This is a genomic window from Priestia sp. ST2, assembly GCF_055810735.1.
Genome location: NZ_JBVVNT010000002.1, coordinates 524,836 through 550,673, shown reverse-complemented (window position 1 = coordinate 550,673; position 25,838 = coordinate 524,836). Strand labels below are relative to the sequence as shown.

At 37.5% G+C, this 25,838-nt stretch carries 25 protein-coding genes and 3 tRNA genes; 16 read left to right on the top strand and 12 right to left on the bottom strand.

Going from position 1 to position 25,838, the window contains the following annotated elements:
• Positions 1–100 precede the first annotated feature (100 nt).
• The 5 genes from AC0KUU_RS09225 to AC0KUU_RS09205 all read left to right on the top strand — a co-directional run bounded on the left by AC0KUU_RS09225 (position 101) and on the right by AC0KUU_RS09205 (position 6,064).
• On the top strand, positions 101–1,756 hold the full coding sequence (locus tag AC0KUU_RS09225; RefSeq protein ID WP_043982331.1) for a DUF2339 domain-containing protein: 1,656 nt from the start codon (positions 101–103) through the stop codon (positions 1,754–1,756).
• Positions 1,757–1,883: 127 nt separating this feature from the next.
• Positions 1,884–3,965: a DNA topoisomerase III gene (locus tag AC0KUU_RS09220; RefSeq protein WP_043982332.1), complete on the top strand. Its 2,082-nt coding sequence runs from the start codon at positions 1,884–1,886 to the stop codon at positions 3,963–3,965.
• Positions 3,966–4,048: 83 nt separating this feature from the next.
• Positions 4,049–4,294: a YrvL family regulatory protein gene (locus tag AC0KUU_RS09215; RefSeq protein ID WP_241771397.1), complete on the top strand. Its 246-nt coding sequence runs from the start codon at positions 4,049–4,051 to the stop codon at positions 4,292–4,294.
• Positions 4,281–4,487 carry a YrvL family regulatory protein gene (locus tag AC0KUU_RS09210; protein WP_277813735.1) on the top strand — a complete coding sequence of 69 codons (207 nt, stop codon included), beginning with the start codon at positions 4,281–4,283 and terminating at the stop codon, positions 4,485–4,487. The genes AC0KUU_RS09215 and AC0KUU_RS09210 overlap by 14 nt, the downstream gene beginning before the upstream one ends.
• 242 nt (positions 4,488–4,729) lie before the next feature.
• Positions 4,730–6,064: an FAD-dependent oxidoreductase gene (locus AC0KUU_RS09205; RefSeq protein WP_043982335.1), complete on the top strand. Its 1,335-nt coding sequence runs from the start codon at positions 4,730–4,732 to the stop codon at positions 6,062–6,064.
• A gap of 25 nt (positions 6,065–6,089) precedes the next feature.
• Here AC0KUU_RS09205 and AC0KUU_RS09200 read toward each other — a convergent pair whose 3' ends face one another.
• The 3 genes from AC0KUU_RS09200 to AC0KUU_RS09190 form a co-directional block, all read right to left on the bottom strand.
• Positions 6,090–7,211, bottom strand: coding sequence for a GerAB/ArcD/ProY family transporter (locus AC0KUU_RS09200; protein ID WP_080781695.1), 1,122 nt, complete (start codon positions 7,209–7,211; stop codon positions 6,090–6,092).
• A gap of 26 nt (positions 7,212–7,237) precedes the next feature.
• Positions 7,238–7,471 (bottom strand): hypothetical protein, encoded by a 234-nt coding sequence (locus tag AC0KUU_RS09195; RefSeq protein WP_043982337.1) that lies wholly within the window; start codon positions 7,469–7,471, stop codon positions 7,238–7,240.
• 96 nt (positions 7,472–7,567) lie between these two features.
• The gene (locus AC0KUU_RS09190) at positions 7,568–8,686 is read right to left on the bottom strand and encodes a GerAB/ArcD/ProY family transporter (protein ID WP_237074879.1); all 1,119 of its coding nucleotides are present in this window, start codon (positions 8,684–8,686) and stop codon (positions 7,568–7,570) included.
• Between the two features lie 504 nt (positions 8,687–9,190).
• On the opposite strand from AC0KUU_RS09190, the gene AC0KUU_RS09185 reads away from it, so the two are divergent.
• The 6 genes from AC0KUU_RS09185 (at position 9,191) to AC0KUU_RS09160 (ending at position 13,274) form a co-directional block, all read left to right on the top strand.
• Positions 9,191–9,460: a hypothetical protein gene (locus AC0KUU_RS09185; protein ID WP_013083053.1), complete on the top strand. Its 270-nt coding sequence runs from the start codon at positions 9,191–9,193 to the stop codon at positions 9,458–9,460.
• Positions 9,461–9,769: 309 nt separating this feature from the next.
• Positions 9,770–11,164 carry a phospholipase D-like domain-containing protein gene (locus AC0KUU_RS09180; protein WP_043982338.1) on the top strand — a complete coding sequence of 465 codons (1,395 nt, stop codon included), beginning with the start codon at positions 9,770–9,772 and terminating at the stop codon, positions 11,162–11,164.
• 221 nt (positions 11,165–11,385) lie between these two features.
• A tRNA-Trp gene (locus AC0KUU_RS09175) sits at positions 11,386–11,459 on the top strand.
• A gap of 26 nt (positions 11,460–11,485) precedes the next feature.
• Positions 11,486–11,567, top strand: a tRNA-Leu gene (locus tag AC0KUU_RS09170).
• Between the two features lie 19 nt (positions 11,568–11,586).
• A tRNA-Gly gene (locus AC0KUU_RS09165) sits at positions 11,587–11,658 on the top strand.
• A 215-nt stretch (positions 11,659–11,873) separates the two neighbouring features.
• A complete protein-coding gene (locus AC0KUU_RS09160; RefSeq protein WP_043982340.1) occupies positions 11,874–13,274 on the top strand; it encodes a Na+/H+ antiporter NhaC family protein in 1,401 nt (466 codons plus the stop codon).
• A 198-nt stretch (positions 13,275–13,472) separates the two neighbouring features.
• Here AC0KUU_RS09160 and AC0KUU_RS09155 read toward each other — a convergent pair whose 3' ends face one another.
• From AC0KUU_RS09155 to AC0KUU_RS09145, 3 genes are read right to left on the bottom strand one after another with little or no spacing between them, the layout of a single operon-like run.
• The gene (locus AC0KUU_RS09155; protein ID WP_043982342.1) at positions 13,473–14,573 is read right to left on the bottom strand and encodes a GerAB/ArcD/ProY family transporter; all 1,101 of its coding nucleotides are present in this window, start codon (positions 14,571–14,573) and stop codon (positions 13,473–13,475) included.
• A gap of 20 nt (positions 14,574–14,593) precedes the next feature.
• Positions 14,594–15,817, bottom strand: coding sequence for a Ger(x)C family spore germination protein (locus AC0KUU_RS09150; protein WP_043982654.1), 1,224 nt, complete (start codon positions 15,815–15,817; stop codon positions 14,594–14,596).
• The gene (locus AC0KUU_RS09145; RefSeq protein WP_043982343.1) at positions 15,807–17,429 is read right to left on the bottom strand and encodes a spore germination protein; all 1,623 of its coding nucleotides are present in this window, start codon (positions 17,427–17,429) and stop codon (positions 15,807–15,809) included. Before AC0KUU_RS09145 ends, AC0KUU_RS09150 begins: the two co-directional genes overlap by 11 nt.
• A gap of 146 nt (positions 17,430–17,575) precedes the next feature.
• Here AC0KUU_RS09145 and AC0KUU_RS09140 point away from each other — a divergent pair, with 146 nt between their 5' ends.
• The 3 genes from AC0KUU_RS09140 to AC0KUU_RS09130 all read left to right on the top strand — a co-directional run bounded on the left by AC0KUU_RS09140 (position 17,576) and on the right by AC0KUU_RS09130 (position 18,706).
• Complete coding sequence (locus AC0KUU_RS09140; protein ID WP_043982344.1) at positions 17,576–17,800, top strand: YczF family membrane protein; 225 nt, start codon at positions 17,576–17,578, stop codon at positions 17,798–17,800.
• An 82-nt stretch (positions 17,801–17,882) separates the two neighbouring features.
• Positions 17,883–18,395, top strand: a complete 513-nt coding sequence (locus AC0KUU_RS09135; protein ID WP_230183879.1) for a GNAT family N-acetyltransferase — start codon at positions 17,883–17,885, stop codon at positions 18,393–18,395.
• Positions 18,396–18,583: 188 nt separating this feature from the next.
• Positions 18,584–18,706: a YjcZ family sporulation protein gene (locus AC0KUU_RS09130; RefSeq protein WP_013056948.1), complete on the top strand. Its 123-nt coding sequence runs from the start codon at positions 18,584–18,586 to the stop codon at positions 18,704–18,706.
• A 73-nt stretch (positions 18,707–18,779) separates the two neighbouring features.
• Here the strand turns inward: AC0KUU_RS09130 and AC0KUU_RS09125 are convergent, their stop codons facing one another.
• The gene (locus AC0KUU_RS09125) at positions 18,780–19,718 is read right to left on the bottom strand and encodes a VanW family protein (RefSeq protein WP_043982346.1); all 939 of its coding nucleotides are present in this window, start codon (positions 19,716–19,718) and stop codon (positions 18,780–18,782) included.
• 178 nt (positions 19,719–19,896) lie between these two features.
• Between AC0KUU_RS09125 and AC0KUU_RS09120 the strand changes: the two genes are divergently transcribed.
• Both AC0KUU_RS09120 and AC0KUU_RS09115 read left to right on the top strand, forming a co-directional pair.
• Positions 19,897–20,712, top strand: a complete 816-nt coding sequence (locus tag AC0KUU_RS09120) for a hypothetical protein (RefSeq protein ID WP_237074884.1) — start codon at positions 19,897–19,899, stop codon at positions 20,710–20,712.
• A 188-nt stretch (positions 20,713–20,900) separates the two neighbouring features.
• Positions 20,901–23,078 carry an FUSC family protein gene (locus AC0KUU_RS09115; RefSeq protein WP_043982349.1) on the top strand — a complete coding sequence of 726 codons (2,178 nt, stop codon included), beginning with the start codon at positions 20,901–20,903 and terminating at the stop codon, positions 23,076–23,078.
• A gap of 25 nt (positions 23,079–23,103) precedes the next feature.
• Here AC0KUU_RS09115 and AC0KUU_RS09110 read toward each other — a convergent pair whose 3' ends face one another.
• From AC0KUU_RS09110 to AC0KUU_RS09090, 5 genes are all read right to left on the bottom strand, one after another.
• A complete protein-coding gene (locus tag AC0KUU_RS09110; RefSeq protein ID WP_165575153.1) occupies positions 23,104–23,397 on the bottom strand; it encodes a hypothetical protein in 294 nt (97 codons plus the stop codon).
• A gap of 67 nt (positions 23,398–23,464) precedes the next feature.
• Positions 23,465–24,013 carry a DUF3231 family protein gene (locus tag AC0KUU_RS09105; RefSeq protein ID WP_043982350.1) on the bottom strand — a complete coding sequence of 183 codons (549 nt, stop codon included), beginning with the start codon at positions 24,011–24,013 and terminating at the stop codon, positions 23,465–23,467.
• Positions 24,014–24,287: 274 nt separating this feature from the next.
• Entirely contained in the window at positions 24,288–24,554 is a 267-nt protein-coding gene (locus tag AC0KUU_RS09100; RefSeq protein ID WP_230183874.1) for a hypothetical protein, read from the bottom strand.
• Between the two features lie 110 nt (positions 24,555–24,664).
• Positions 24,665–24,991: a YflT domain-containing protein gene (locus AC0KUU_RS09095; protein ID WP_013056955.1), complete on the bottom strand. Its 327-nt coding sequence runs from the start codon at positions 24,989–24,991 to the stop codon at positions 24,665–24,667.
• Positions 24,992–25,327: 336 nt separating this feature from the next.
• Complete coding sequence (locus AC0KUU_RS09090; protein ID WP_043982354.1) at positions 25,328–25,747, bottom strand: hypothetical protein; 420 nt, start codon at positions 25,745–25,747, stop codon at positions 25,328–25,330.
• Positions 25,748–25,838 lie beyond the last annotated feature (91 nt).

Sequence of the window (25,838 nt, the reverse complement as noted above, 5' to 3'; positions counted from 1 at the left end):
ATGTTTCTAAGTAATATTCCTTTTAATGGTATAATAGTTAAGTGCTGTAAGATATACATATAAAAACCACAAATACTTTAAAGAGAAAGGGTGAGGAAACATGGAAAAAGAAAGAATAGAAGAACTTGAACGAAAAATAAGCAGTTTAGAAGAAGACGTAGCCAGGCTAAAGTCACTCGTATATAAAACAAATTCTCCAAAGCCAAAAACAGTTCATCTTCCTCCCAAGCAGCGCGAGGAGACCACTAAACGTCCTGCTCAAACAACAGCTAAAAGTTCACAGGCAATAGAAGAACCTGTTGATTGGGAAAAAGTCCTTTTTCAAACATGGCTGCCGAGAATTTTTATTTTTGTATTTATTATTGGCGTGCTATGGGGATTTAAAGCAGCTTCTGACTATGGGTTAATGAATGAAAAAGCAAAAGTTGTTCTCGGTTTCGTTGTTTCAATAGGTTTTGCTGTGACAGGTCATTTCCAAATTAAAAAGGGCAGGTTGGTGCTCGGGCAAGTACTTGCAGGAGGAGCTATTCCTATTCTCATGTTAACGACGTTTGCGATGCATAGCCTGTATCATTTAGCGGGACCAACGCTTGCTTTTATACTAAATGCGAGCTGGATTATCCTAGGGATTATCGCGACAGTCTTTTATCGTTCACAGGCATTAGGTATTATTAGCGCAGTTGGAGGCGTACTCGTTCCTTTTCTTATTGAAAGTAATTCGCCTAATGCGCTCGTTTTCATTGGCTATGAAACGCTTCTGTATATTGCCTTTTTATATGTGGCAATCAAACAAAAATATTCAATTTTATATGTTCTTTCCGCGGTACTATTAAATCTTACGCTACTCATTTATTACTCGTTTGTTGGTGATAATGGTGTAAAAGAGTTATTAGGTATGGCGATTCTTATTCAGCATTTATGCTTAATTTCAAGTTTTTTTCTATCACAATCCGTACTCCAAGTATATGCGTTTACCCTTCTATCGAGTTTAGCAGTTACGTACGGCTGGCTGCTCGCCGTTTTTGACGATGGCACGACCACAATGGTGCTGCTTGCGCTAGTTATTATTTACGCATTAGGTGTTTACGCCGTAAGAAGTTCTAAAGAGAAATTTGAATTTTTTATTACCTATTTAATTGTTGCAGTAGCGTTTTTTATTCATCAGCTCGTCGATTTAAGAGAAGGAGTCATTTTATATGTGATTCAAGGACTGGCTGTTTACTATATCGCCATGACGTATAAAAATCTACTTCATCAACTATTTTCTTATACGATTTATATACTGAGCGCAACGTATATCTTAGTTACACCAATCGAACAAGTACTGTCTCTTCCGACATTAAATTGGCTTGTTGTGTTAGCTTCTATTCTAGTATTTATTTGGATCAGCATTCAAAAAACAGAAAAAGATGAGCACGATACGTTCAAAATTGGAGGAGGTATTGTTTTTTCTATTCTTTCTTTAATTTTTGCTACGGAAGTTACGGCCGCTGGCACCAATCATCTTTCAGCTAATCCGCAAACGCTTATTATGACGGCCGTTTGGTTAGGGCTGTCCATTGCAGCATTTATAATAGGATCACTTAAAACGTTTAAAACAGCAACGTATATCGGCGTGGGCATTTTGTTCTTAACACTTTTTAAACTCGTTTTATACGATTTACCTTTTATCCCAATGGCTATACGGGCCTTGTTATTTATTGTCTTAGGAGCTATCGGTTTAATTATCTCGCGACTATTTTATAAAAAGAAGTAGCTAGAAGCTGAAGAGAAATTCTTCAGCTTTATTTATTATAATATTATTATGTAAACTTAATCTTGAAGTCGTACAAAAAGTATACAATCATGTATAATGGAACAAGTGAATTGGAGGTATACATAAAATGAAATCACTTGTATTAGCAGAAAAGCCAAGTGTAGCACGTGATCTTGCGCGCGTACTTGGCAGCACCCAAACAAAAAAAGGGTATATTGAAGGACCAAAGTATGTCGTAACATGGGCACTCGGTCATTTAGTTGAATTACAAACACCAGAGGATTATGATAACCAATATAAAACGTGGCGATTAGAAGATCTGCCAATCATGCCTGAGAAAATGAAATTAAAAGTAATTCGTAAAGTGAGTTCTCAGTTTCGCACAGTATCCGATCTAGCAAAAAGAAAGGATATTGGAGAGTTAATTATTGCGACTGATGCAGGGCGTGAAGGAGAACTTGTAGCACGCTGGATTATGGAAAAGGTACGCTGGAACAAGCCGTTTAAACGCCTTTGGATTTCGTCTCAAACGGATAAAGCAATTCGTGACGGATTTAAACAGTTAAAACCAGGAAAAGAGTTTAATCGCTTGTATGATTCAGCCGTTTGCCGTTCAGAAGCCGATTGGCTTATCGGTTTAAACGTAACGAGAGCGTTAACGACTAAATATGAAGAACCATTGTCGGCAGGAAGGGTACAAACACCGACGCTGGCGATGATAATTGAGCGTGAACAAGTAATTAATACATTCAAACCTAGTGAATATTGGACGCTTACAGCTCAGTTTTCATCTTTTGAAGCGGCTTGGCAAAAGGGTAATGAAAAGCGCATCTTTGATGAAAAACGCGCAAAAGAGCTGCACTCAAAATTATCAGGTGAGGCAGTTGTAAAAACAATTAAGCGCAAAATGCATAAAGAAGCGCAGCCGCTTCCTTATGACTTAAACGAACTGCAGCGAGATGCTAACAAACGCTTTAACTTCTCTGCTAAGAAGACATTGAATGTACTTCAAAAGTTATATGAACAGCATAAGTTAGTCACGTATCCGCGTACAGACTCTCGTTATTTAACAACAGATATGGTTTCTACTATGAAAGAGCGTTTGGAAAGCATCTCTGCTGTATATAAAGAAGAAGTTCGTCCAATTTTAAGAAATGCACAGTTGCCAAAGCGAGTGGTTAATAACGAAAAAGTAAGTGATCATCATGCTATTATCGTAACGGATCAGCCTGTATTTCTACAGGACTTATCAGCTGATGAACGAAAGCTGTATGACTTAATTGCAAAGCGATTTATTTCATTATTTTATCCTGCATATGAGTATGAAGTGGTTAAAGCAGAGCTTGAAGTAAATGGGGAACAGTTAGTAGCAAGCGGAAAGCAAGTCGTGAATGCAGGCTTCAAAAAAGTTTCTGGCGGAGACTCAGAAGCAACGGTGAAGCTGCCTGATATGGAAGAAGGCAGCAAGCTGCTCATTCAAGATGTAACGATGAAGAGTGCATTTACAGAGCCGCCGCAGCGCTATACAGAAGCGGATCTTCTTGGACAAATGGAAAAACATAATTTAGGTACCCCGGCAACACGTGCAGATATTATTGAAAAACTTCTGCAGAATGAATCCATTGATCGCCAAAACAATCGTCTGCACGCAACTAAAAAAGGGAAGCAGCTGATTGACCTAGTAGCAGATGAGTTAAAGTCGCCTGAGCTTACGGCTAAGTGGGAACGTGACTTAGAAGCAATTGCTAAAGGAAAAGGAAATGCAAAAGAGTTCTTAACAAATATTCGCGAACAAACAGAAAAGCTAGTTAAGCAAGTAAAAACGAGTAATCAAACGTACAAACCTCATAATTTAACGGGCTCTAAGTGTCCGGAATGCGGTTCTTTCTTGAAAGAAAAGAAAACAAAGCAAGGAAGAGTGCTCGTTTGTTCAAGCCTGGAGTGCAGCTATAGACGCGCAAAAGACCCTAAACTATCAAATCGACGCTGTCCGCAGTGTCATAAGCGAATGGAAATTCACTCAGGAAAAGCGGGCACGTACTTCCAATGCCGTTCATGTCAAGTAGTGGAAAAAGCTGAGGACAAAAAGAAAAAGATTTCAAAACGAGAAGAACGAAAGCTTCTCAACAAATACAACGATGATGGAGCATTTGGTTCAAGCTTGGGTGATGCTTTAAAACAAGCCCTTCAAGATAAAAAAGATAAATAATGTGGAAAAGTGCGATACCACGGTATCGCACTTTTTTCGTATAATATGGATTAAGTGATGAGTAAGTAAGGTGGAGTGGAATAATGAAAAGAAAAAGCAGGGGAATGGATCATTTAATCGCGTTCTTTATAGTAGGAGCGATGGTACTAATCATTTTAGCGATACTAATGGGAAGCTACTTTTTTGGTTTTATAGGCTTCCTTAGAGTAATGGGAGTGGAATATGAGTCCTACTGGGCCATATGTTTATTTCTATTTTTAATTTTTGTATTTGGCTCTATCACAGAGCTTTTTTTCAAAGGCACTCATTTTTTAAATGAAGAATGCTAGACTGAATAGAGTACTATGTGTAACATCCGCAGCTTTTGTAGATATATTTTTTACTTTTCTATCAGTTTATATAGCAGACTCGCTTGTGAGCGGCATCACTGTATCTATTTTAGCGGTGACTCTTTTATCCGTCTTATTTTTTTTGATGGAGAGTGCATTGAATAGTGAATTTCTACGTAAAAAAACAAGCTGATGAAGTTTCTCATCAGCAGCGCATCAGCAAGAAAAGCTCATCATATCAAGCTTCAACGCTATTTAAAGAACCCTGTAACATATTTTTTTAAAAAAGTATGTGATTTTTTTCACATATCTCTTGAAAAAGGACAAACATGTTTGTATAATAAGAATTGTAAAAGATATTGTGAAACATTTCACAATATATGTGAAAAACTTCACAATATCATATTTTCTATAATCCTAAGGGGGATATCATCTATGAAAATTGCAGTAGTAGGGTGTACACATGCAGGAACGGCAGCAGTAAAAAATATGGCAGAACTTTATCCAGAAGCTAAAATTACAGTTTATGAGCGAAATGATAATGTTTCATTTTTGTCTTGTGGAATTGCGCTCTATGTAGGCGGGGTCGTAAAAGATGCAAATGGCTTATTTTACTCTTCACCGTCTGAATTGCAAGAGATGGGTGTAAATATGAAAATGAAGCATGAAGTTACGAATATTGATACAGATGGTAAAAAAATAGCTGTACGAAATTTAGAAACCAACGAAGAATTTGAAGATACATTTGATAAACTAGTGATGACAACTGGATCATGGCCGATTATTCCAAACCTTGAAGGCATCGATTTAAATAATGTTGTGCTTTGTAAAAACTATCAGCATGCTAATCACATTATTGAAAAAGCGAAGCAAGCGAAGAAAATAGCCGTAATTGGTGCGGGCTATATTGGTGCAGAATTAGTAGAAGCATTCGAAGTGTATGGAAAAGAAGTGACGTTTATTGATAGTGCTGATCGTATTTTAAATAAATATCTTGATCCAGAATTTACGAATTTAATGGAAACTGAGTTTGAAAATCGAGGAGTTAAATTAGCATTAAACCAAGCGGTTACTAAATTTGTAGGCAGGGAGGGATCTGTTGAAAAAGTAGTGACAACTGATGGCGAATACGAAGCGGATCTTGTTATTCTGTGTGTTGGCTTCCGTCCAAATACAGACTTAGTAAAAGGACAAGTAGATATGCTTCCAAACGGGGCAATTGTGGTTGATGAATATATGCAAACAAGCAAAAAAGATATATTTGCTGCCGGAGATAGCTGTGCCATTTACTACAATCCGATTAAGAAACATGCTTATATTCCGCTTGCTACCAATGCGGTTAGAATGGGAACATTAGTAGCTCAAAACCTTGTTAAGCCGACAATTAAGTATATGGGAACACAAGGAACGTCAGGCTTGCATATTTATGATTACAATGTTGCATCTACCGGCATAACAGAAACAGCAGCTTCTCTTTTTGATATGAATGTGAAAAGCATCACAATATCAGAGAATAACCGACCTGAATTCATGCCAACGTACGAAAATATTACGTTAAAAGTAGTATATGAAGAAGAAACAAGACGAATTGTAGGTGCACAGGTTATTTCTAAAATTGATGCTACTCAAGCAATCAATACATTGTCTGTATGTGTACAGCAGGAAATGACGATCGATGAGCTTGGCTTTATGGACTTTTTCTTTCAGCCGCATTTTAATAAGCCTTGGCATTTCTTAAACCAAGCAGGACTTCAAGCGCTTCAAGCATAAAAAAGCAGGTGACTACCTGCTTTTTTTATGTGGGTTTTATTATCTTTTTTATTTTAGCAGGTCTAAAGCGGATCCAGCCTATAGTAAGGAGAATAAAAGGATAAAAAGCTCCTACGAAAAAACTATAGGGAATCCACGTTTCGGCTAACCATGTTTTTTGATAGATAATAGTTGGATAAACGATAATAGAAAAAGTTGTAACGATTAACCCCATCGGTAACGTTAGAAATCGAGTTTCGTTAACGTTAAAAATGTGGCAAAGCCCAGCGATAGAAGCATGAAAATAAAGAGAAACTTTAAAGAAAAGAGTAAGAAACCATATAATAGCAATAATTACTTCAATTCCTTGCAAAAAATTCCCCAGTTCAATTCGCTTAGCCATTTCGTATACAGGAAACATGGTAGTTGAAGAATGATAAGAGCCAATAACCATTATACAAAAGAGAATAATCGCTACCATAATAAATCCACCTAACAGACTTCCGCTCATTAAAGCTTTAGCACCTTTTTCAGGTTTTCTTAAATGAAGAGGAAATACCATCATTAAAGGAGCAAAAGTAAAATAAGTGATGCTAAGAAAGGTGAAAACCGAATGAGTCAGCGGCTTTAAGTGAATATCTAATAAAGGCGTAAGGTTTTCGACTTTCATTTGAGGAGTCAGTGAGAAGATGAAAATTCCGAGAAGGCCAATAAGCCAAGGGAAAAATATTTCACAGCAGCGTGCGATGGTTTCTAGTCCAAGTCTTGCTCCAAACACAACCACAAGCATAAAAATAATGTGAATAGCAATCAGCGGAGTTTCCATCATAATATGTGTATTTAAAAAACTCCCCACGTAGTATACAATGCGGCTGCATGTTATGACAGTAGACGTGACAAATAAACAAGATACACCTTTTCCTAAATATTTTCCAAACACTGCTTCATTGATTTCTATCAGATTTTTATCTTTAAATAAAAGTCCGAGAGCTATATATACTTTCACTAATACAAATCCGCATACTACTCCAAGGATAGCTGGAATCCAAGCGGTTTGTTTAGAATCTACAGTCATAGCTGCTGGAGCAATAACAATTGTGCTTCCAATTGTATAAAGCATAACGAGCATGCGAAATTGAATCGTTGAAATTTTAACTACAGGTTTCACTGTATTCACTTCCTCGTCTTAACGTCTTAAGATAGTAAATGAAGTAAAAATATGCTGACTGGCTTGAAGATAGCAGCTGATAAATCAGAAGGATTTGGAACATTTAAACCAAGTGCTTTACAGATGCTTACGACCATTCCAATTGCAAGAACTGTATAGAATAGCCACAGTTCTTTCTTTGCTTTTTTTTGCCGTAGTTTAGGTACTTCAAACCAAATGACGAGCGTGCCAACAATAAGTAACCCCAATACCCCTAGCATACACTAGCTCCTATACATGAATAATTAGTGTTATATTTTTCTGAAAAATAATTACTTATACTGAAGGTGCATTCTTTATTAAAGGTTTTTGAGTTTCTATCCATTGCTAGAACGCCGCTTTTTGTTTTGAATAACCCCTGCTATTAAAAGGAAAAATGGATATAAGATGCCTACAAGTAAGCTGTAGGGAATCCACGTTTTTGTATCCCAATCCTTTTGATAAGAAACGCTTGGATACACAATAAGGGAAAGGGTAATCATAATGAGCGCGACTGGAAAAGAAAATAGCTTGTAGTCCTTTATATGAAATACATTGGCAAACCCCAAAAGAGTAGCGTAAAAATAAATGCAAAGTTTAAAAAAGAGAGTAATAAACCACAAAATAGCAATGACTACTTCAATTCCTTGGAGAAAGTTTCCTACATCAATTCTTCTTCCTAATTCATAACTTGGAAACATGGTGATTTGGGAGTAATAAGGGCCAAGCACTAAAATTCCGAGTAAGATTAACGTCACCATCACTAGTCCACCTGCTATATTACCTATATAAAAAGATTGAGTTGCCTTTTTTGTGTCTGGTGTATGGGAAGGAAAAATCATAAGCAGGATAGTATAAGTCAAAGAACTCATGCTTAAAAAGGTTAAAACAGCACGAATAAAAGCTTTTGGATGGATTTCGAACACAGGCTGAATATGCTCTATTTTAATTTGAGGAATCATAGACAAAATGAGAAGTCCGAATAATCCGACAAACCAAGGGAATAAAATTTCGGCACTTCGTGCAATAACTTCTATTCCTAGGCGTACTCCTACGATGACCACGCCCATAAATGCAATATGGATGGCTGTAAGCGGCGTGTAGGGAAGAATTTGTGTAGTGAGAAAATTTCCTACATAGTAAAGAACTTGACTGCTGATGAATAAATTGGATAACACAAAAACAACTGATACAATCTTTCCGGCTATTTTGCCTAAAATTTTTTCGTTCATTTCCATAAGCGTAAGCGTTGGAAACATGTTTCCTAGTGAGGTGAAAAGCAAAACTAAGCCAATTCCTGATGCTACACCGAAAAGTGCGGCAATCCAGGCATCTTGATGAGCATCAGCTGTAATAGCAGCAGGTACAACAATAATGGTGCTGCCAATACTATATAACGTTACTAGCTTGCGAAACTGCGCAGCTGAAATATTGATTTCATTAAGCAAAATGAGCACATCCTTTTGCCATATACACTAATTAAGTGATCCAACGGAATAATAAGTGACTTAAAGGTTGAAACATTACTTCTACCCAATCAGAAGGATTCGGTAGAGGCAGACGAAAGATTTTTGCAAGAGCGATTATGATACTGATTGTCATAAACACAATAAAAATGTTCCGTTCCTTTTTATGGGAGTGTTGAGGTAATCTTTTTATTTCCATCCATATAATCCCTGCACAAATGATCAAAAAGGAAAGAAACAAGTGCATGCAGTCAACCCCAATACATTTTTTCGTTCAGATAAGCTATTCGTATGATGTCCGCTAAAGAAAGTGATTATACATTTTTGTAAAATATAGAAAGTATTTCAGGAGATAGAAGATATTTTGTAGGGCTCTTAAATGATTGAGGGATTTGTTATGAGGAATATTCATTTAGCTTTAACCTATTGAAGCGTCGTATGAATAAGTAGAAAAATGCCACACTAAAGAGTGAACAAATGGAAAGGAGCACTATGATGAAAAAATACCCATACAATAAAGATAAACAACAATCGTTTCAAGCAGCACAGCAGGGGCATAAAGAAGCAGTAGATGCATATGAACAGGCAAATGAAGCTAAAAATGATGCATCGTACGGCCATGAAGCGAAGCAAGCGATAGGTGAAGTGAATGAAGCCTCTCAGCAAATTGAAAATGCGCTTGAAAATGCTTCTGAAACACAGCGTCAGCGTTTAACAGAGTTTCAGCAAGATATAAAAGATATGGAGAACGACCTTAATCAATAAAAGAGCCGCTGTTTTACTTAGGCAGGTTCACAATAGAGAGTATAAATTGTAAAAGCAGAAGGTAATGAACTTCTGCTTTTTTTATTGATAGTGTAAACGTAGGTTTCGTGTATATAATTGCTTCTAGCTGTTGTTTGGAGGGAAAGGCGAAGACTGGCACGGAAATCAACAGTGGTGTAACAAATAATCCATCATTCCATTCTTATTTTAAAAGGTATAGAAGTTAAAAAAGTAAGAATCCTAATAAAAACAGAACGATAAGAATGGAAAGGGATTGTGACAGGAAATATGCTAATAAACATACTAATAATGATTGTCGTATTGTACTTCATATATGTATTCGTAACTGCAGTGGTACTGTTTTATGTCCCTTTACACAAGGGAAAAGACTTAAAAGTAATGAATACTGAGAATTTTTACGGGAAGAAAGAATCCACAGATCGAGTTATGCTTTTAGAAAATGGTTATTTTTCAGGGCTTGTTCGGATGCAGATGATTCAAGAAGCGAGGCATACAATTGATATTGCATACTTTTCCATCGGTAAAGGCCGTTCTTCGGATTTACTTATGGGCGCTTTATTCGAAGCTGCGGATCGAGGTATACGTATTCGCGTGTTGTTAGATGGGATCGCTCATGGGTTAAAAGGCAAGAGGAAAAATGTTCTTTATGCTCTAGCTTTCCACAATAATATTGAATTAAAGTACTATGAGCCCTTTACTATTTTTAAACCTTGGACATGGCATAACCGTCTTCACGATAAAATAATAGTAGTCGATGGCCAATTAGGTATTAGTGGAGGACGAAATATTGGAGATAAATACTTGGCTAGTCAACCAAATAAAAATTTTGTCTATGACCGTGATGTACTGATTTATAACACAAAGCAAGAAAGTCATAGTGTCATTCTCTCAATGGAGAAGTATATAGAAAAATTATGGAATCATCCGTATACACGAAAAGCTTTTCCAAAGCCCAAGAAAACTAAACAATTTCGCGGTCTTTCAGGAAAAAAATTATTGATAGATCAATACGAAGAGGCCAAAAAAGTAAACGAACCTTTTGTCCATCCTTATATTGTATGGAGAGAAGCAACGATGCCTACAAGAAAGATTTCTTTTATTACAAATCCTATTCAACGAATAAATAAAAGCCCTTTTATATGGAAAACATTTATTAAGCTTTCCCAGCAAGCTGAAAAATCCATTGTTGTTCAAAGCCCTTATATCGTACCAACAAAAGAAATGGAACAGTATATAGATAAGCAAGTAAAACCAAAAGTGCAAAGAATTATTTTAACTAATTCTATTACATCCACTCCAAATGCTATGGCTTTTTCTGCATACTTGGGAGTGAAGAATCGCGTTATAAAAGCTGGTTCGAAGCTTTATGAATATCAAAAGCCCTATTCAATTCACGGGAAATCTGTTGTTTATGATCAGCGTTTAAGTGCAGTTGGTTCTTTTAACTTAGATTCACGCTCTGCATTTTTAAATACTGAATCCATGGTTATGATAGATAGTGAAGAATTTGCAGCCGAGTTAACAGGAGCTATTGAAACTAAAATTTCTCACAGTATGCTTGTGGGGAATGAGGGAGAACCTGTGGATGTTAATACGGATTCTCAAAAAAACGTGCCTCCCGTAAAATCTGCACTCCTACATATTCTTTCGGTCTTTACACGATTTTGGAGACATTTTGTATAGTACTGTGTTACAGCAGAGTCTTTAAAAACAAATAGCGGAGATTAAAGAGGACTGCAGCTGGTGAAGGGAATGTGTAAAAAACTGTGATATGCCTCACAGTTTTTTTGAAACCCCTAGTACTAGTTATGATTCATCAAAAGACCTATTGACGAAATTCCATATATGTTTTATTATGATATAGCGTCGTTGATAAACGAGGTTCTTTTGAAGAAATCATTTCTAGGGGCATAGTTTAAAGGTAGAACTACGGTCTCCAAAACCGTCAGTGTGGGTTCGATTCCTACTGCCCCTGCCATTTTGGAGTTATTTTTTAATTTACACGCGGGTGTGGCGGAATTGGCAGACGCGCTAGACTTAGGATCTAGTGTCTTATGACGTGGGGGTTCAAGTCCCTTCACCCGCATCTTTACTTTCATATACGCGCGGAAGTAGTTCAGTGGTAGAACACCACCTTGCCAAGGTGGGGGTCGCGAGTTCGAACCTCGTCTTCCGCTTCTTTTCAAAAGCAGTTTGCATGTGCAAACTGCTTTTTTTGTTGTAGAAATAAAGAGTTTTATGATGCTGTTTTTAATCAGAAGTATTTTATTAAAACAGCACTGTCTATACGTGTTGCTTTCGTGAATATACACATAATATTGGGGTTACATTAAAAGCTAATGAACGATACGTGAAGACATCTAATATGGTGTTTAAGATAGGGGAGAGTCCTATGGAATCTAGTTGGTTTTCAATTATACCGTTTTTAATTGTTATTCCCATAGCTATTTTCACGAAACAAGTGCTGCCAGGGTTGTTTTTAGGCTTATTAGTAGGCGCTTATTTGATTGACCATTCGATTATCGGAGGTGTTGAAAAGCTACTTCACTACGTTGTACAAGCTCTTAGAAATAAAAGTAATATAGAAATCGTCGTCTTTTTATACGCGTTTTCAGGGCTCATCGGAATGATTAAGATGGCTGGAGGAGTTAAAGGTTTTGTGGAAACAGCTGCTGAAAGAATTGATACAAGAAAAAAAGCCCTTATTTTAACCTATGTTTCAACCATTGGAACATTCAGTGCTCCCACATTTCGTTTTGTTACAATCGCGCCCATCATGAGAGCGCTGCTGAAAAAAGTGAAAATGACGACAGCAGAGCTAGGGTTCGTTATTGAAACAACTGCTACTCCTGTTATCGTCTTAATTCCTGTGGCAACGGCATTTGTAGGATATATGGTATCCATCATTCAAATGGCGATTGATCATCAAGGTATAAAACAAGACGCTTATTCTTTGTTTATTCAAAGCATTCCTTATAATTTTTTTTCGATTGTGATTATTTTAGTAGGGATTTATTTAAGCTTTTTTCATCATTCAACATCTACAGCTCCTATGAAGCTTGAGGAAGAAGACGAAAAAGATTGGCATGATTGTCATCCTTGCGTATCGAAGGATTTGCCTTCCAAGCCTTGGAATCTGTTAGTGCCTTTACTTGTCGTGATTTCACTCACCTTACTTTTAACATGGTGGAGTGGACATCATAAGAGTCACACCTTTTTTGAAGCATTTATTAAAGCAGACGTGCTAGAAGCGATGGTAGTAGCTTTAATTATGACTACGTTAATTACCCTCATTTTTTTCTTGTTTCAGCGCTTTACATTACAGAATTTGCTTAATGGTTTTATCACAGGAGGCAATGACTTAATGTCCGTTATTCTGCTGTTATCGGTAGTATGGGGATTATCCGCTGTTACAGAAGACTTGGGTTTTTCCAATTTCGTGACGGCACATTCTAAGTGGATTCCTCAAATGTTTGTCACTCCTTTTATGTTTGTGTTTGGAGCTGCTATTTCTTACTTTATCGGGTCTGCTTGGGGGACGTGGGGAATTTTAATGCCGCTTGGCGTATCGCTTGCAAGTTCTGCAGATCTTTCTTTGCCGTTGATTATCGGTGCCGTATTTGCAAGCGGTTCATTTGGAGCGTTTTCTTCGCCTTTAAGCGACGATACGAATACCATCGCCAAAATATTAGATTTATCTGTTATTGAATATGCCAAGTATAAATTAAAGCCCGCTCTAATTGCAGCGGGAATAACAGTTGCTTTTTATCTTGTGGTATCTTTCTTGTTTTGAATGAGGGAAATAGCCATCTAGTATCAACTTTTCATTTTTTTCAGCTTAAAGTATGCATACAGCCCTAATGATAGGCACACTAGCATGATACAAGTAAGCGGAAATAAGATGGTATTAATAAAATGATCATAAAACCATATATACACGAACATCACCTCGATAATTTTAACGCTATTTTTTCTATTTATTAGAGATATACTATCTGTGCTGCTTCTTCCTATTTTTCAAAAAGGCGATAATCAAAAGCAGTATAGGTACGATAGCAAAAAGAGGCATATGTAAAAGAAATCTCGCTACGTGTAGCCCTTCATAAAGATGTTCTTGAAAATTACTAGCGATTGTAATCGACAAAAACAACACAATGATGCCTAAAGGATACACTAGACGGGAAGGAGATTTAATTTTAAATAAAGTAGCTGTACCTATGATAGAGGCATAAAACAAGATGCTAACTTTAAAATAAATCCCAATAACCATAGCAAACATAAAAAATACATCGAGACGCTCTAAAAAATCAGCTACTTGAATCGTTTGAACAGTACTAAGAAGAGGGAACTGTGATCTTGTCGTCAAATCAACCCCAAGCACGCTAATGTTAATGATCATCGTAATAATTAAATTAATTCCGCTTAATCCCGTTGCGCATAGCATGGTGACACTTGCTTTTTTGGGGTTGCTTAAATAAGGAAGAAGCATGGTAAATACAATAGCTTCTGTGAAAGGGAAATACAGCGTTTCAGTTAAAGCAACTTTGGCCACAGGAAGTATTCCTTCTTTTAATACCGGCTGTAAGTTCTTAAAATCAATTAATCCCGAGCTAATAATCAAGATGAAGCCTGCAACAGCTAGAAAATACATGAAAATAAACAGAAGCTCTCCTGATCTGGCTATCGCTTCAATACCTTTTCGAGTTATATAGATAATGACCAGCATCAATAAGGCATTAGCAATAAATAAAGGCGTATCGGGATAGGCAAAAGTAAGAAGCATCTCTCCGAAATCTCTTAGAACTCGTGATGCATCGTATAAAAAATAGACAATATATATGAATGCAAGAAGTGTTCCAAGTGCCTTCCCTAAAATTTTCTGCATATATTCTGTAGGCAGGAGGTCCGGATAGTAGGAATAGAGCTTATGATAGACTAAGAAGAAAAAAAAGCTGCACAGCATTCCAATTAAAATAGCTAGCCATGCATCTTGCTTCGCTCGCATTGCAAGAGGAACTAATAAAGCACTTCCCAGCTCGAATAAAACCATGAGAATAAATAATTGAGTGGCGCTAATTTTTGCTTTTTCCATATAGCCAGAACCTCCTGACCTCAGTTTTGTTTTTCTTTTAGGCTAGAGAGAAATGATTTATTGCGCAGACCTGTTCGGCGAATGTAAGCTTCTACCGTAACGTCTACATTTAATTTTGGAAAATAAACGTCATCCCATTCTGATTTGAGTTTTTCCCATTGATTAGGCCGCGTGCGTTCCAGCGCTTCTCCAAACCCGAAGATGTCAACTTTGTCTGTCTGAGCTTGTTTAATAGCTGTTTGTAATTCTTTTTTTATTTCTTTACCTGCTGCTTTTTCCATTTTTTTGATGACAGCAGGTTGACGTGTATCAACAGGGACCTCCACTTCTCCAAGATCGCCTTCTACGCGAGTGTGAACGGACGCATAAGGTTTTCCTTTTATCATTTTTACAGATACATCCGTTTTTTGACGAACTGTTTGATAGGCAAGCGCTTCTTTTTTTCCTTTCCAATCTACATTAATATCGGTTCCTTGTATTTTATCAAGAATCCAAACGCTGCCTCTAGCTGGACTATTGTACAACCAGTCGATTAACTTTCCATTTTTAAAAACAGCAATGCCAGAAGCACGAAGGGTAGCTTCTGGTGCGCTTTGCTGGAGGTTATCTAATTTTTCTGCTTGTTGAGGATTTCCAACTAAACGAAAACCCGAGACTAGTGCTTCTCCTCCTGGAGATTCGAGAGATCTCATCACTTCTTGAAAGGAAACCTTTAGGTTTTCTCCCCATTTTCTTTGAGTGAACTCCAGCGTTTTCATAATTTTGTTTGCTGGAATTTTATCGACAGGCGTTAGTGCTTTTACCAAATCAGCAGCACTTGACTGGTTTGCGATTACTAAGGAAGTCGTAATTCGAAATTCAGGATCGCGATCAATAGAATCAATAAGAATGTTAATTCCTTCTTCACGCGCTAGTTTTTCTCCGATCACGATTAAGTTTGTATGGGCATAATAAAGTCTTCGGGAAATTCTAGCCGAAGCGCGTCTGCTTGCTTCAACTAAATTATCACCGGAAGCAGCATAGATCGTAACAGGCGGACTTTGGGTGCCGCCGCCTCCCTGTAAGCCAGCTACGTTTCCTGGGTTAATAATTTGAAAGGTAAGCTCATACCGCCCATCTTTCGTTTTGTCAATGCCCATTGCCGATACAAACGCAAGATCCGTTAACTCTTTTTTACTCCAGCAGCTAGTAAGCAATACCATCATTATGGTCATTATCAGTAAAAATAAACTTTTACGTTTCATTTTGATCATCTTCTTCCATTTCCTGGTTAACCATACCTCTTGAAGAAGGAGGCTCAGGCTTTTGATGTTTGCTTTGACGAACTTTGTTATCACTAATTAATTTAGGTCTTCTTCTCATCGTCCACCAAGGTAACCGCAGCAAGGTATCTTCATTGCTTGCAGGAATAAAGGGTGCTAATGGCGTCATGTAAGGAACACCAAATGAACGTAAGCTGCACAGGTGTCCAACCCCCATTAAAAGAATAAGGATAATGCCATAGAAACCGAATGTAGCCGCTCCTAGTATAAATAAAAAACGAATTAATCGCGCTGAAATAGCCATATCGAAAGACGGCGTTGCAAAGCTAGCAATAGCTGTAATCGATACGATAATAACCATAGCTGGTGAGACGATCCCCGCTTGAACCGCTGCTTGCCCAATAACAAGAGCTCCGACGATCGATACGGCAGAGCCGATAGCTTTTGGTAAACGAATCCCTGCTTCACGCAAAATTTCAAAGGTGACTTCCATAAAAAAAGCTTCCACAAACGCGGGAAATGGAACGGATTCTCGCTGTGCCGCAAGAGCTACAATAAGCGTCGTGGGTACCATCTCTTGATGAAATGTCGTAACCGCCACATACGTAGCAGGAGCGATAAGTGAAATCATAAACATAAACACCCGCAAAAGACGAATGGACGTCGCAATATCAAAGCGTGCGTAGTAATCTTCAGCCGATTGGAAAAATTGAATGAACAACGCTGGAGCAATAAGTACAAAAGGAGTTCCATCCACAAAAATAGCAATTCTTCCTTCCAAAAGGTTACCTGCCACCACGTCAGGTCTTTCTGTATTATAAATAGTTGGAAAAGGAGTGACCGTTTGATCTTCAATTAGCTGCTCAACATAACCTGATTCCAAAATACTATCAATATCAATGTTTTTTAATCGCTTTCGAATTTCTTTTACAACTTTATCGTTTGCGATGCCATGAATATACATAAGAGTGACATCCGTTTTAGTTACCCGGCCAATCTTCATCGACTCTAGCCATAAGTCAGGTGTTTTAATAATTCGGCGCACCATGGCTAAGTTTGTGCCAATAGACTCAGTAAAGGCACCTTTTGGTCCCCGCACTACCATTTGGGTAGTAGATTCTGCAATGGCACGCTTTTCACCGCCTTGTGTACTCACGCTGAGTACGCGGTTTATGCCGTCGACAATAAGAAGGCTGTCTCCTGACATCAAAGAAGAAAGTAAATCATTCCAGTTGTCTGCAAACGATACGTTGCCGATTGTTACGATGTCTTCGGAAATTAACTCTAATGCGTTTTGATCGTTTAGGTCATTTTTTTGATTATCTTTCATAAGAGACTGCAGTAAGTAATCTTGAATAGCCTGATTATCTACAATCCCTTCTATGTAGACGATAGCAGCAGCCAAGCTGTTATTGACGCCTATTTTAAAATGACGAATCACAATATCTGAGCTGTTTCCAGTTTTCTCTTTAATGAGGGTAAGGTTCTCAGACAGCAGATTCTTAAGAGAAGAAGCTGTTTGTTCGCTACTTGTTTGATCTGACTGAGGTGGAAGTTTATTTTTAGATTGTTGATTTTTAAAGAACGAAGGCATAAATGAAAACACCCTTACTATAGTTTTTATTAATTTGACCAAAAACCGTATAATTATGTAATTTTTAACAAAATATCTTTTGCATGACGGTAAATGAAAATGACGACCCTATGAGGTAAGTAATGTTTAGGTGAGGAGGGAAAATGATGAAAATTATTGGGGTTAGCCTGCTGCTATTTGGATCTGTGATCGCTCTTTCTGTAGGAATTGATCTTTTTCAAGGAACGAACGTACTGCAGGCACTATACAATGCTTTAAGCCCGTTTCGTGTAATGGAAGTGGCCGAATTATTTGTCCTTTTTTCTTTTTTGTTTTTCTTTTTCGCAGAGTCACTTTATCTTGTTTTAAAGAAGCGTCAGCAAAAGCAATAGTAACTTGGTGCAAAGAGGTTTTTATATCTTCACTATCGAAACAAGCGTATAGAAAGATAGCTTTGAGATAGGGGAGAACCACATGAACATTGAGACTGACAGATTACTAATACGCAAATTTAAATATGAAGATTGGCAAGATGTCTACGCATATACATCTGATGCTAATGTCATGAAGTACATACCAGAAGGTATGTTTAGTAAGGATGATGCGAAGAAATTTGTAAATGAAAATATAAAAGAAAATGCTAAAAATTTTCCAGTTGTATTAAAAAACGAAAAAATTCTAATTGGTCATATCGTCTTTTTTAACTATTTTGGGGACCATACTTATGAAATTGGCTGGGTATTTAATTCTCTCTATCATCAGAAAGGATATGCTTCAGAAGCGGCAAAAGCAATAGTGGACTATAGCTTTAACACAATGAAACTGCATCGGATTATTGCTACTTGTCAACCTGAGAATACGTCTTCTTATCGTGTTATGGAGAAGATCGGGATGAGAAGAGAAGGGTATTTTAAAAAATGTATTCCAACTGAAAAAGGATGGTGGGATGAATATTATTACGCAATTTTAAAGGAAGAGTGGAAATGAGCTTTACTTTTACGGAATTACATTTTCTGAGCTGTAAAGACGAAAACAAGCCCAATTTTTAAAAAATGAGCAGAACAGCAAACCAAAACGTCTAGGCAGACATACAATAAGCTATCCATGAGAAACACCCCATGTTTGAACCTTCTTTGTTTTAGCAACAGAAAATTACGTTGAAAGGGAGTGCTTGTATGTCTAATGCTGGATGTGGATTTGGTTCTGGTTTCGCTTTATTAGTTGTATTATTTATTCTATTAGTAATTATCGGATGTAGTTGTTATAGCGGTGGTTATGGTGGCGGCTACGGCTGCTAATTATATCACTGAATAGCCTAAAGGATACCCTTTAGGCTTTTTTGTGTTCATTATAAAATGCTGGAAGAGATGATTAATCGGCAGGCTCAGTATCAACATGCGATTCAATTTTTTTCTCTTTCGGCAATTGATCAATAGAAGCCCAAGGCACGCGGCGAGGCTTATATTCAATCGCATCAGTAGAGTAAACGGCCACGCTTACGACTCCCCCGTGCACCTGCGCTCGAATCAACAAAGGATCACTATACGTATTTTTAAAATGAAAGTCAGGTCCATACCAGCTGACGGTAGCGTCTCGTCCAGGAGGTACGTAGGAAACACTGCGGCTGTGTGAGTAACGCTGTGTAATCGTTAGGCCAGCGTTATCGACGGCGTTAAATAAAGTAGAAGAAACTTGGCAAATTCCTCCTCCAACTCCTTCAGAATACTCTCCTTTTACAATGATTGGCGCACGCATATACCCTTTTGCTGCCGTTCTTTTTCCGACGGTTTGATTAAAAGAGAAAACTTCCCCAGGAAATATAACGCTGCTGTCTAGTGATTCAGCTGCAAGAGAAATATTGTGAGAACGATTTTTATTATGAGGGTTAAATACCGTATGATAATGACCGATTTGCTTAATTCGAATCGTTGCAAGCAGCTCTTTATCTACGCGAGGCGGAACAGGAAGCGTCGGGATTTCTAATGTTGACGTACCGCCGTTAAAAAAATAAGTATAAAATTTCTCCGCAAAATCTTTATGATATAGTTTGACACCCGCTTGCTCAGGAACAATTTGTCCGCTTTTATCAATGCGGGCATTTATGGGCTCTCTATATGTTTTTTTATCCAATTCTTCTAGAAGAAGATTGTATCGATCATGATCAACCATAGGTACAGGAAGAAGAGGCACGGCCACTTTATCCCGTTCAATCCGTTCAATTGGTTTACCGTCATGAGTAATAGATAGGTGGTCTTGTGTAGAAAGAGGTTGAATGAGCATTAAAAGTCCAACCATCCAAGTGAAATTCATATCATATACCTCGCTTTCACCTGTTAGTATGAATAAAATGAACCGTTTAATGTATAAGATTCACAAGCTCTTTTTTGTATTATTTTCCATGAGCTTAGCGTGTAAAAATTTCTATTTATAATTGTCTGTGTACTTTCGCATATTACATAGAGAAACTACAAGGTAATGAGGGTAGACAATGACAAAATTAATGATTTTAGTCTTTATGCTTATTAGTTTTTTTGTGCATCCCCAAAAGATGAAAGCAGAAGAAAACCTTACGTATTTTCCGGTAAGTGACACAGGAAAAGTATTAAAGTGGAAACGTGTAGAAAGCTTACTGCCGAAGGGGAAAAAATTTAAAGTGATCGATGTAGAAACCGGCTTTTACTTTTACGTGCAGCGAAGAGCAGGCTCACACCATGCAGATGTTCAGCCGCTTACACGTCAAGATACGAAAGTAATGAAGCACTTATATAATGGGAAATGGAGCTGGAACCGAAGAGCTGTTCTCATTCCGTTTAAAGGCCAAATGCTTGCCGCTTCCATGAACGGAATGCCTCACGGAGCCGGTGCGCTTGACAATGGATTCCCCGGTCATTTTTGCATTCACTTTGCAGGAAGTACGACTCACAAGTCTCAAAATGTGGATCCAGGTCATCAGTTAATGGTATTAAAAGCAGGAGGAAAGCTTGATAAATATGCATTGAAAGCTGAGCCGGCAGAAGTCGTAAATATGTTTTTAACAGGATTAAAGCAAGATGACGATGCCTTAATGCAGCCGGTTTTGCGCGTGAAGCAAGAGCATAAGCTATGGGAAAAACTGCATAGTATCTCCACTATTTATTATAAAACGGACTTATTTCATGCAAAAAAGTATAAAACAAAAGAGAAAATCGCCGTAGAGTGCCTTATTTATTACGAAGATAAAGGGGCTCAAAAGACCACGATGGTTTTTACTTTAAAGAGAAATCCATTAACAAACGGGTGGGAAATTTCTTCTCTTACATTGTAAGTACTGATTAATGCTTAAAAACACATCTGATAGAAAACAGATGTGTTTTTAAGCATTTGTTTAGCTCTTTAGTCCTTCGCAATGTTATAGTGTAAAAACGTGCTTACATACGATAGAAAAGAATAAAAAAGGGTATAAGTAATAATATTACTCTTTCTACAAAGAACTCTACAGCACGAAAGGAGAGGGTGTTTATTTTTTCATATTGGTTTAGCCGCTTAGTTGCTGCAGACCCTGGACGAAAAAGGCTCAAAACGGCTTCCAAAGCTACGATCAGCGTCATTACAGCGGTCGTTATTATGCTGATTGTATTAAAAGCAGCGGGAAGCTCACAAATTACCGCTGCTATTTTAGCAGGCGTAATCGGCCTGATGGGTATATTGGTTGTGAATGATGAAACAACAAAAGCAAAAAAAGTGACAACAGGCTTAGTAGCGCTTTCCAGCGCCGTTTCTCTCGGAATTGGTTCGTTTTTATCACGATATGGACAAGCAGAAAATATTTTTCTCGTTCTGTTGGTGTTTTTGTCTTTTTATTTACAGAGATTTGGTATTCGCTATTTTTCCCTGTCGATGGTAGCCTTTATGTCGTTTTATTTTGCTTCTATTTTACACGTCACATTTTCTCAGCTGCCGTGGCTGTTAGCTGGCGTTATAGTAGGAGCATGCTGTGCATTTATTTATAATTTTGTTATCTTTAAAGACCGGCCTGCCAACGTGCTGAGGTCTTCAATGAAATCATTTCATATTCAAGTGAATTTGGTGCTTGATTTAATTATTGAGTTAATTCAAAAGAAAAGAATTGAACCGGCTCAAATCAAACAATATAACCGCAATATTAAAAAACTGGCCGAGTATGCCCGTGTAGTATCAGAAGAGCTTGGAAATACAGATCCCCACGACATATGGCCTGGCGTAACAGCTGAACAGATGCGCCTTTATGTATTTGATACAGTTATGCTGCTCCAGACATATTCCCCGGCGATTCGAAAGCTCAGTGAATTAAAGGCATTTAATCATTTTGATATTCAGCAGCTGCTGTTAAAGCTAGTGGAATCGATTCGCGAAGCAGAGGTATTAAATGAAAATCCTACTCATTCCTTAACGGATGCAGCTCAGCATCTGCAAGAGCTGCGCCAAAAATTAAGTGAACTCGAACCTCAAGATAAAAGGTATAAAGATTGGCTTTACTTAATCCGCCGTATCGAAACGATATCAAATCACGTGATTGATGAAGCCTATGAGCTGCAGCAGGCAATTGTGAAACAAGAAAAACAGCCTCAAAAAGAAGCGGAAGAAAAAGAAGACGAAGAGGACAATGATGAAGAAAAAGGATTAAAACCATCTACGAAAAAGTCTATTCAAGCGGTCATCACTGCTGTTGCGACATTAATATTTGGCTCTTTTTTATCTCCATCGCATCAATATTGGGCGCTGTTAGCAGGCTATTTAGTGCTTCTTGGTACAGAAACGATAGGAAGTACGTTTGTAAAAGCCGTGCAGCGAAGCGTAGGAACGCTTTTAGGGGCAGCTGTTGGCTTTGTTGTCGCAAGCTTTGTCTCACCCGGAATACTTGAAATAACGCTGCTTTTTATCTGTGTGTTTATGGCTTTTTATTTCTTTCCTATTACGTATTCGTTTATGAGCTTTTGGATTACGATGATGCTGGCCTTTATGTATGACATGCTTCTTGGAGGGATTTCAGAGAGTTTGTTACTAGCTCGCGTATTAGATACAGTTGTAGGAGTTGGAATCGGTTTAGCCGTATCTGCTCTTGTGTTTCCTAAAAGAACAAGAGATAAAATAACCGACACCTCAGTAGAATACGTAGCGGCTTTAAAAGAATTTGTTCACACTTATTTGCATCGTTTTACGAAGCAGTATGCGTTTGCCAATTTAGCTGATAAAGGAATGGAATTAGAAAAAAAGCTAAAACAGCTTCATGTCGATTCAGATCCTATTATCAAAGGTTTCGTTGGCCGTTCACGCCTTCAGCAATTTTTGACCGTTTTTACGGCTATTAATTATTACGCCAAGCATTTGGTAGCATCTTCTACTAGAAACGAGGCTTTTTATAAGGAAGCAGAATTTCATGGCGTAGTAAAGGAAGTGGAAGAGAAAGTAGCAAGTAACTTCACTCAGCTTGAAAAAGCGTTGCGAGGAGAGCGAGGAACGTATGTATACACGCTTGAAGATGTAAGACAAAAGATTGAACAATCTTTAGATTATTTTGATACGTCCGTTCAATCAAGAAATTTACAGCATCTTCAGCTGCTGCATAACATTTATTACGTATGGAAAATCAATCAATCGGTTGTTCATTTAGCCAAAGAGCTAGGAGCAGAAGAAATAAGCAGTGAAGATTAAAACCAGCGAATATTTCGCTGGTTTTTTAGTCTGATGAATAAGGAGACGTATCTTTTCTAATCGTTCTCCACGTTGTTTTAAGACCGGCATAGCTGCCAATTGCGGCGTATCCATAAAAATATCCCATAAACAACCCGGCAATAATATGATGAGGATGACTGATAAATACTGAAAAAAGCACGCCAACAGCTAAAGCAATAGTCGGAACGTACTGCCTTTTAGGATGGAAAAGCCATTTGATCAGCTGTGTCACGATTAATACGATAGGAACACCAATGACTGCGTCCCAAAAATTTGTATGAATTGTAGGGAAATCCATATTCAAGCACCTCGTTAAATGTGTTAGATGTAAGGTTATCTATGCTGCTTACCTTAAAACACTTCAATTAGTTATGAGGTGCTCCAGGTGAATAGTAGTAAGGCGGAATTTTAAGCCAGCCTTTTTGCTGCATCAGACTTTTCACTTTTGATCCTAATATAACCTTTTCAGTGTGGAATTTTAGCCACATCAATCCAATATCGGTTCTAATAGACTGTCCCATATTCGTGCTGCACATGACGATATTAGAAGCAATTTTTACAGATATTAAGTTAGCAATTTCAGAATCCGTTGCTTTTGCTCCTAATGGAATGCTGTTAGGGTCGGATTTCGGCTTGGTAGCCGGTATTTCAGGAAGCATAATTCCTTCTTTAACCATTAATTTTTTTAGTGTATCAATCTGAGATTCAGCCAGGTTTTTTGAGTCTTGAGTAAGCTTAAGCAGTTCGCTGTTAGTTGTTGTATTAAGACAGGTTTCTAAGGCAGGTATTTCTTCCGCTAAAGCAGTGAAATATAACCAGCATCCCATAGCCTCACCAATATGTGGGGGAGGGGGCGAATCATCTGTAGAAGAGTTTTTTATATAATCAAGTAGTGTCTCAATGACGTTAATCATAACTTTTCACCCTTTATATAGTTTATGCATCTTCATTATTGCCTTCAGCAGAAAAGTATAAACACAGCTAAGAAATGTTACATATCAAATTGATTATGATGAGTGGAAGAAAAAGCCTCTCACGCAGTAACTTATAATGATGACAGTACATTTACTATCACCAAATTTAAAGTTATAAAAATTGCGGCAATGCGTAATAAATATGCTGGTTCTAGAAAATGAAGTAAATAGAAAAAAACTCCTTGCTTATCAAGGAGTTTTTTTAGCAGGTGTATTATATCGTTTTTCTCCTATGCTCTCTCCATAAAGAAGTTAATTCCTCTGACCAATATTTATAATCAAATACTGTTATATTTTTGCTAGGCATAAAAACATTCAACAGCCAATTAACCCTTAATTTGTCTCTGATGCCTATCGTTTTATCATTTTTACAGCAGCCTTCACCACAAGGTTTATCGTGTATCTTGTAAGGAATATTTTTAACGACTAATCCATTTTTCACACGTTTTGTGTACTCAATTCCTATAATCAAATATATCACTCCTCACAGTAACTCTTATCTTCATAATCATATGTCTGAATGACTGCTTTAATGAAAAGGTAAGAAGGGAGGAAGGCAAAATAAAAAAGCCCTGCTGTAGGGCTTTTTTATTAAGCAACTTTTGATGCAACGACGATTACTTTACCGTGGTCTAATTCTTCTTCATAGCGTTCAGCTTCCGGCTGTGATAATCCTAATGAACGCATTTTGGCACGAAGCTCGTCTCCTCGAGAACGAAATACATTCGCAATCGCATCAAAAACACCTTGTTCAGAAAGACCGATATTGTTTGTATTTGTTGCAGCTGTTAAATCCTCGGAGCGATCTTGATGGTGTGCAAGTAAATAAACTTCGTCTTTTGTAAATCCTTCACGCAAAAATTGTTCAATTGTATCTTTTGCCTGTACGCCATTTTCAACTACTTTTACATTTACCATTTCCAAAAACCTCCTTGTATGATAGACAACTTTCTCGAATACGTTGAGTAATGAAGAGAAGCTTAAGTAACTTATCTCCTTGGTTTGTGTATACACGTTATTGGAAGAGATAAAACCTATTTCATGAAATTGAGTTAAAAAGCCTAATATAGAAGAAGGAAAAACGCTTTTGTTTTTAAGGAGAATCTGGTGAAGGATAAGCAGGAAGAAGCTTTAGTTAGCCTTTTTCCTGCATCGTTTTTTTTTTGACCTTTTAAAGTATAGTACAAACTGCAAAAAGCCTAGATCTTAAACAGCTAAGATCCAGGCTTTTTGCATACATAAAAATAGAGAAATTTAAGATGAAAGACGTTCTTTTTGTTTTTCATAAACAGAAGTAGACTCGTTCCATGTATATCGACCATCTTGTAATTGAATGGTTGCGCTGAATGGACAGTCTATTGATGTTTCTGCGTCATCTAAACTACTTTCAAGTAAATTTTTTTTAAATCGAAGCAAATCTTCTTTTGAAGCAACTCGAAAAACCATTTCTAACGTAAGATCATCGTCCATTGCATTGTGTAATTGACTGATACTTTTGCGGAATTCTTTATTATATTGAAGCATAATTTTAATATCTGCTACGCAAGCAACACCAAACACATCTTTCACAACAGACTCAACCGTTAACTGAGTTGTGGAAGCATATGTTGAAACATTACGCTGTGGATTTTCTAAATAATAAATTGTTTCTACAGGATGTCTCGTGATAAGCACCTCTTTCCTATTCTTAAGTATACAGGAAAAAAGAATGGAATGGGGAAAGATTTTTAGGAAAGGAGTCCTGACATACATAAAAAGCCTGTTT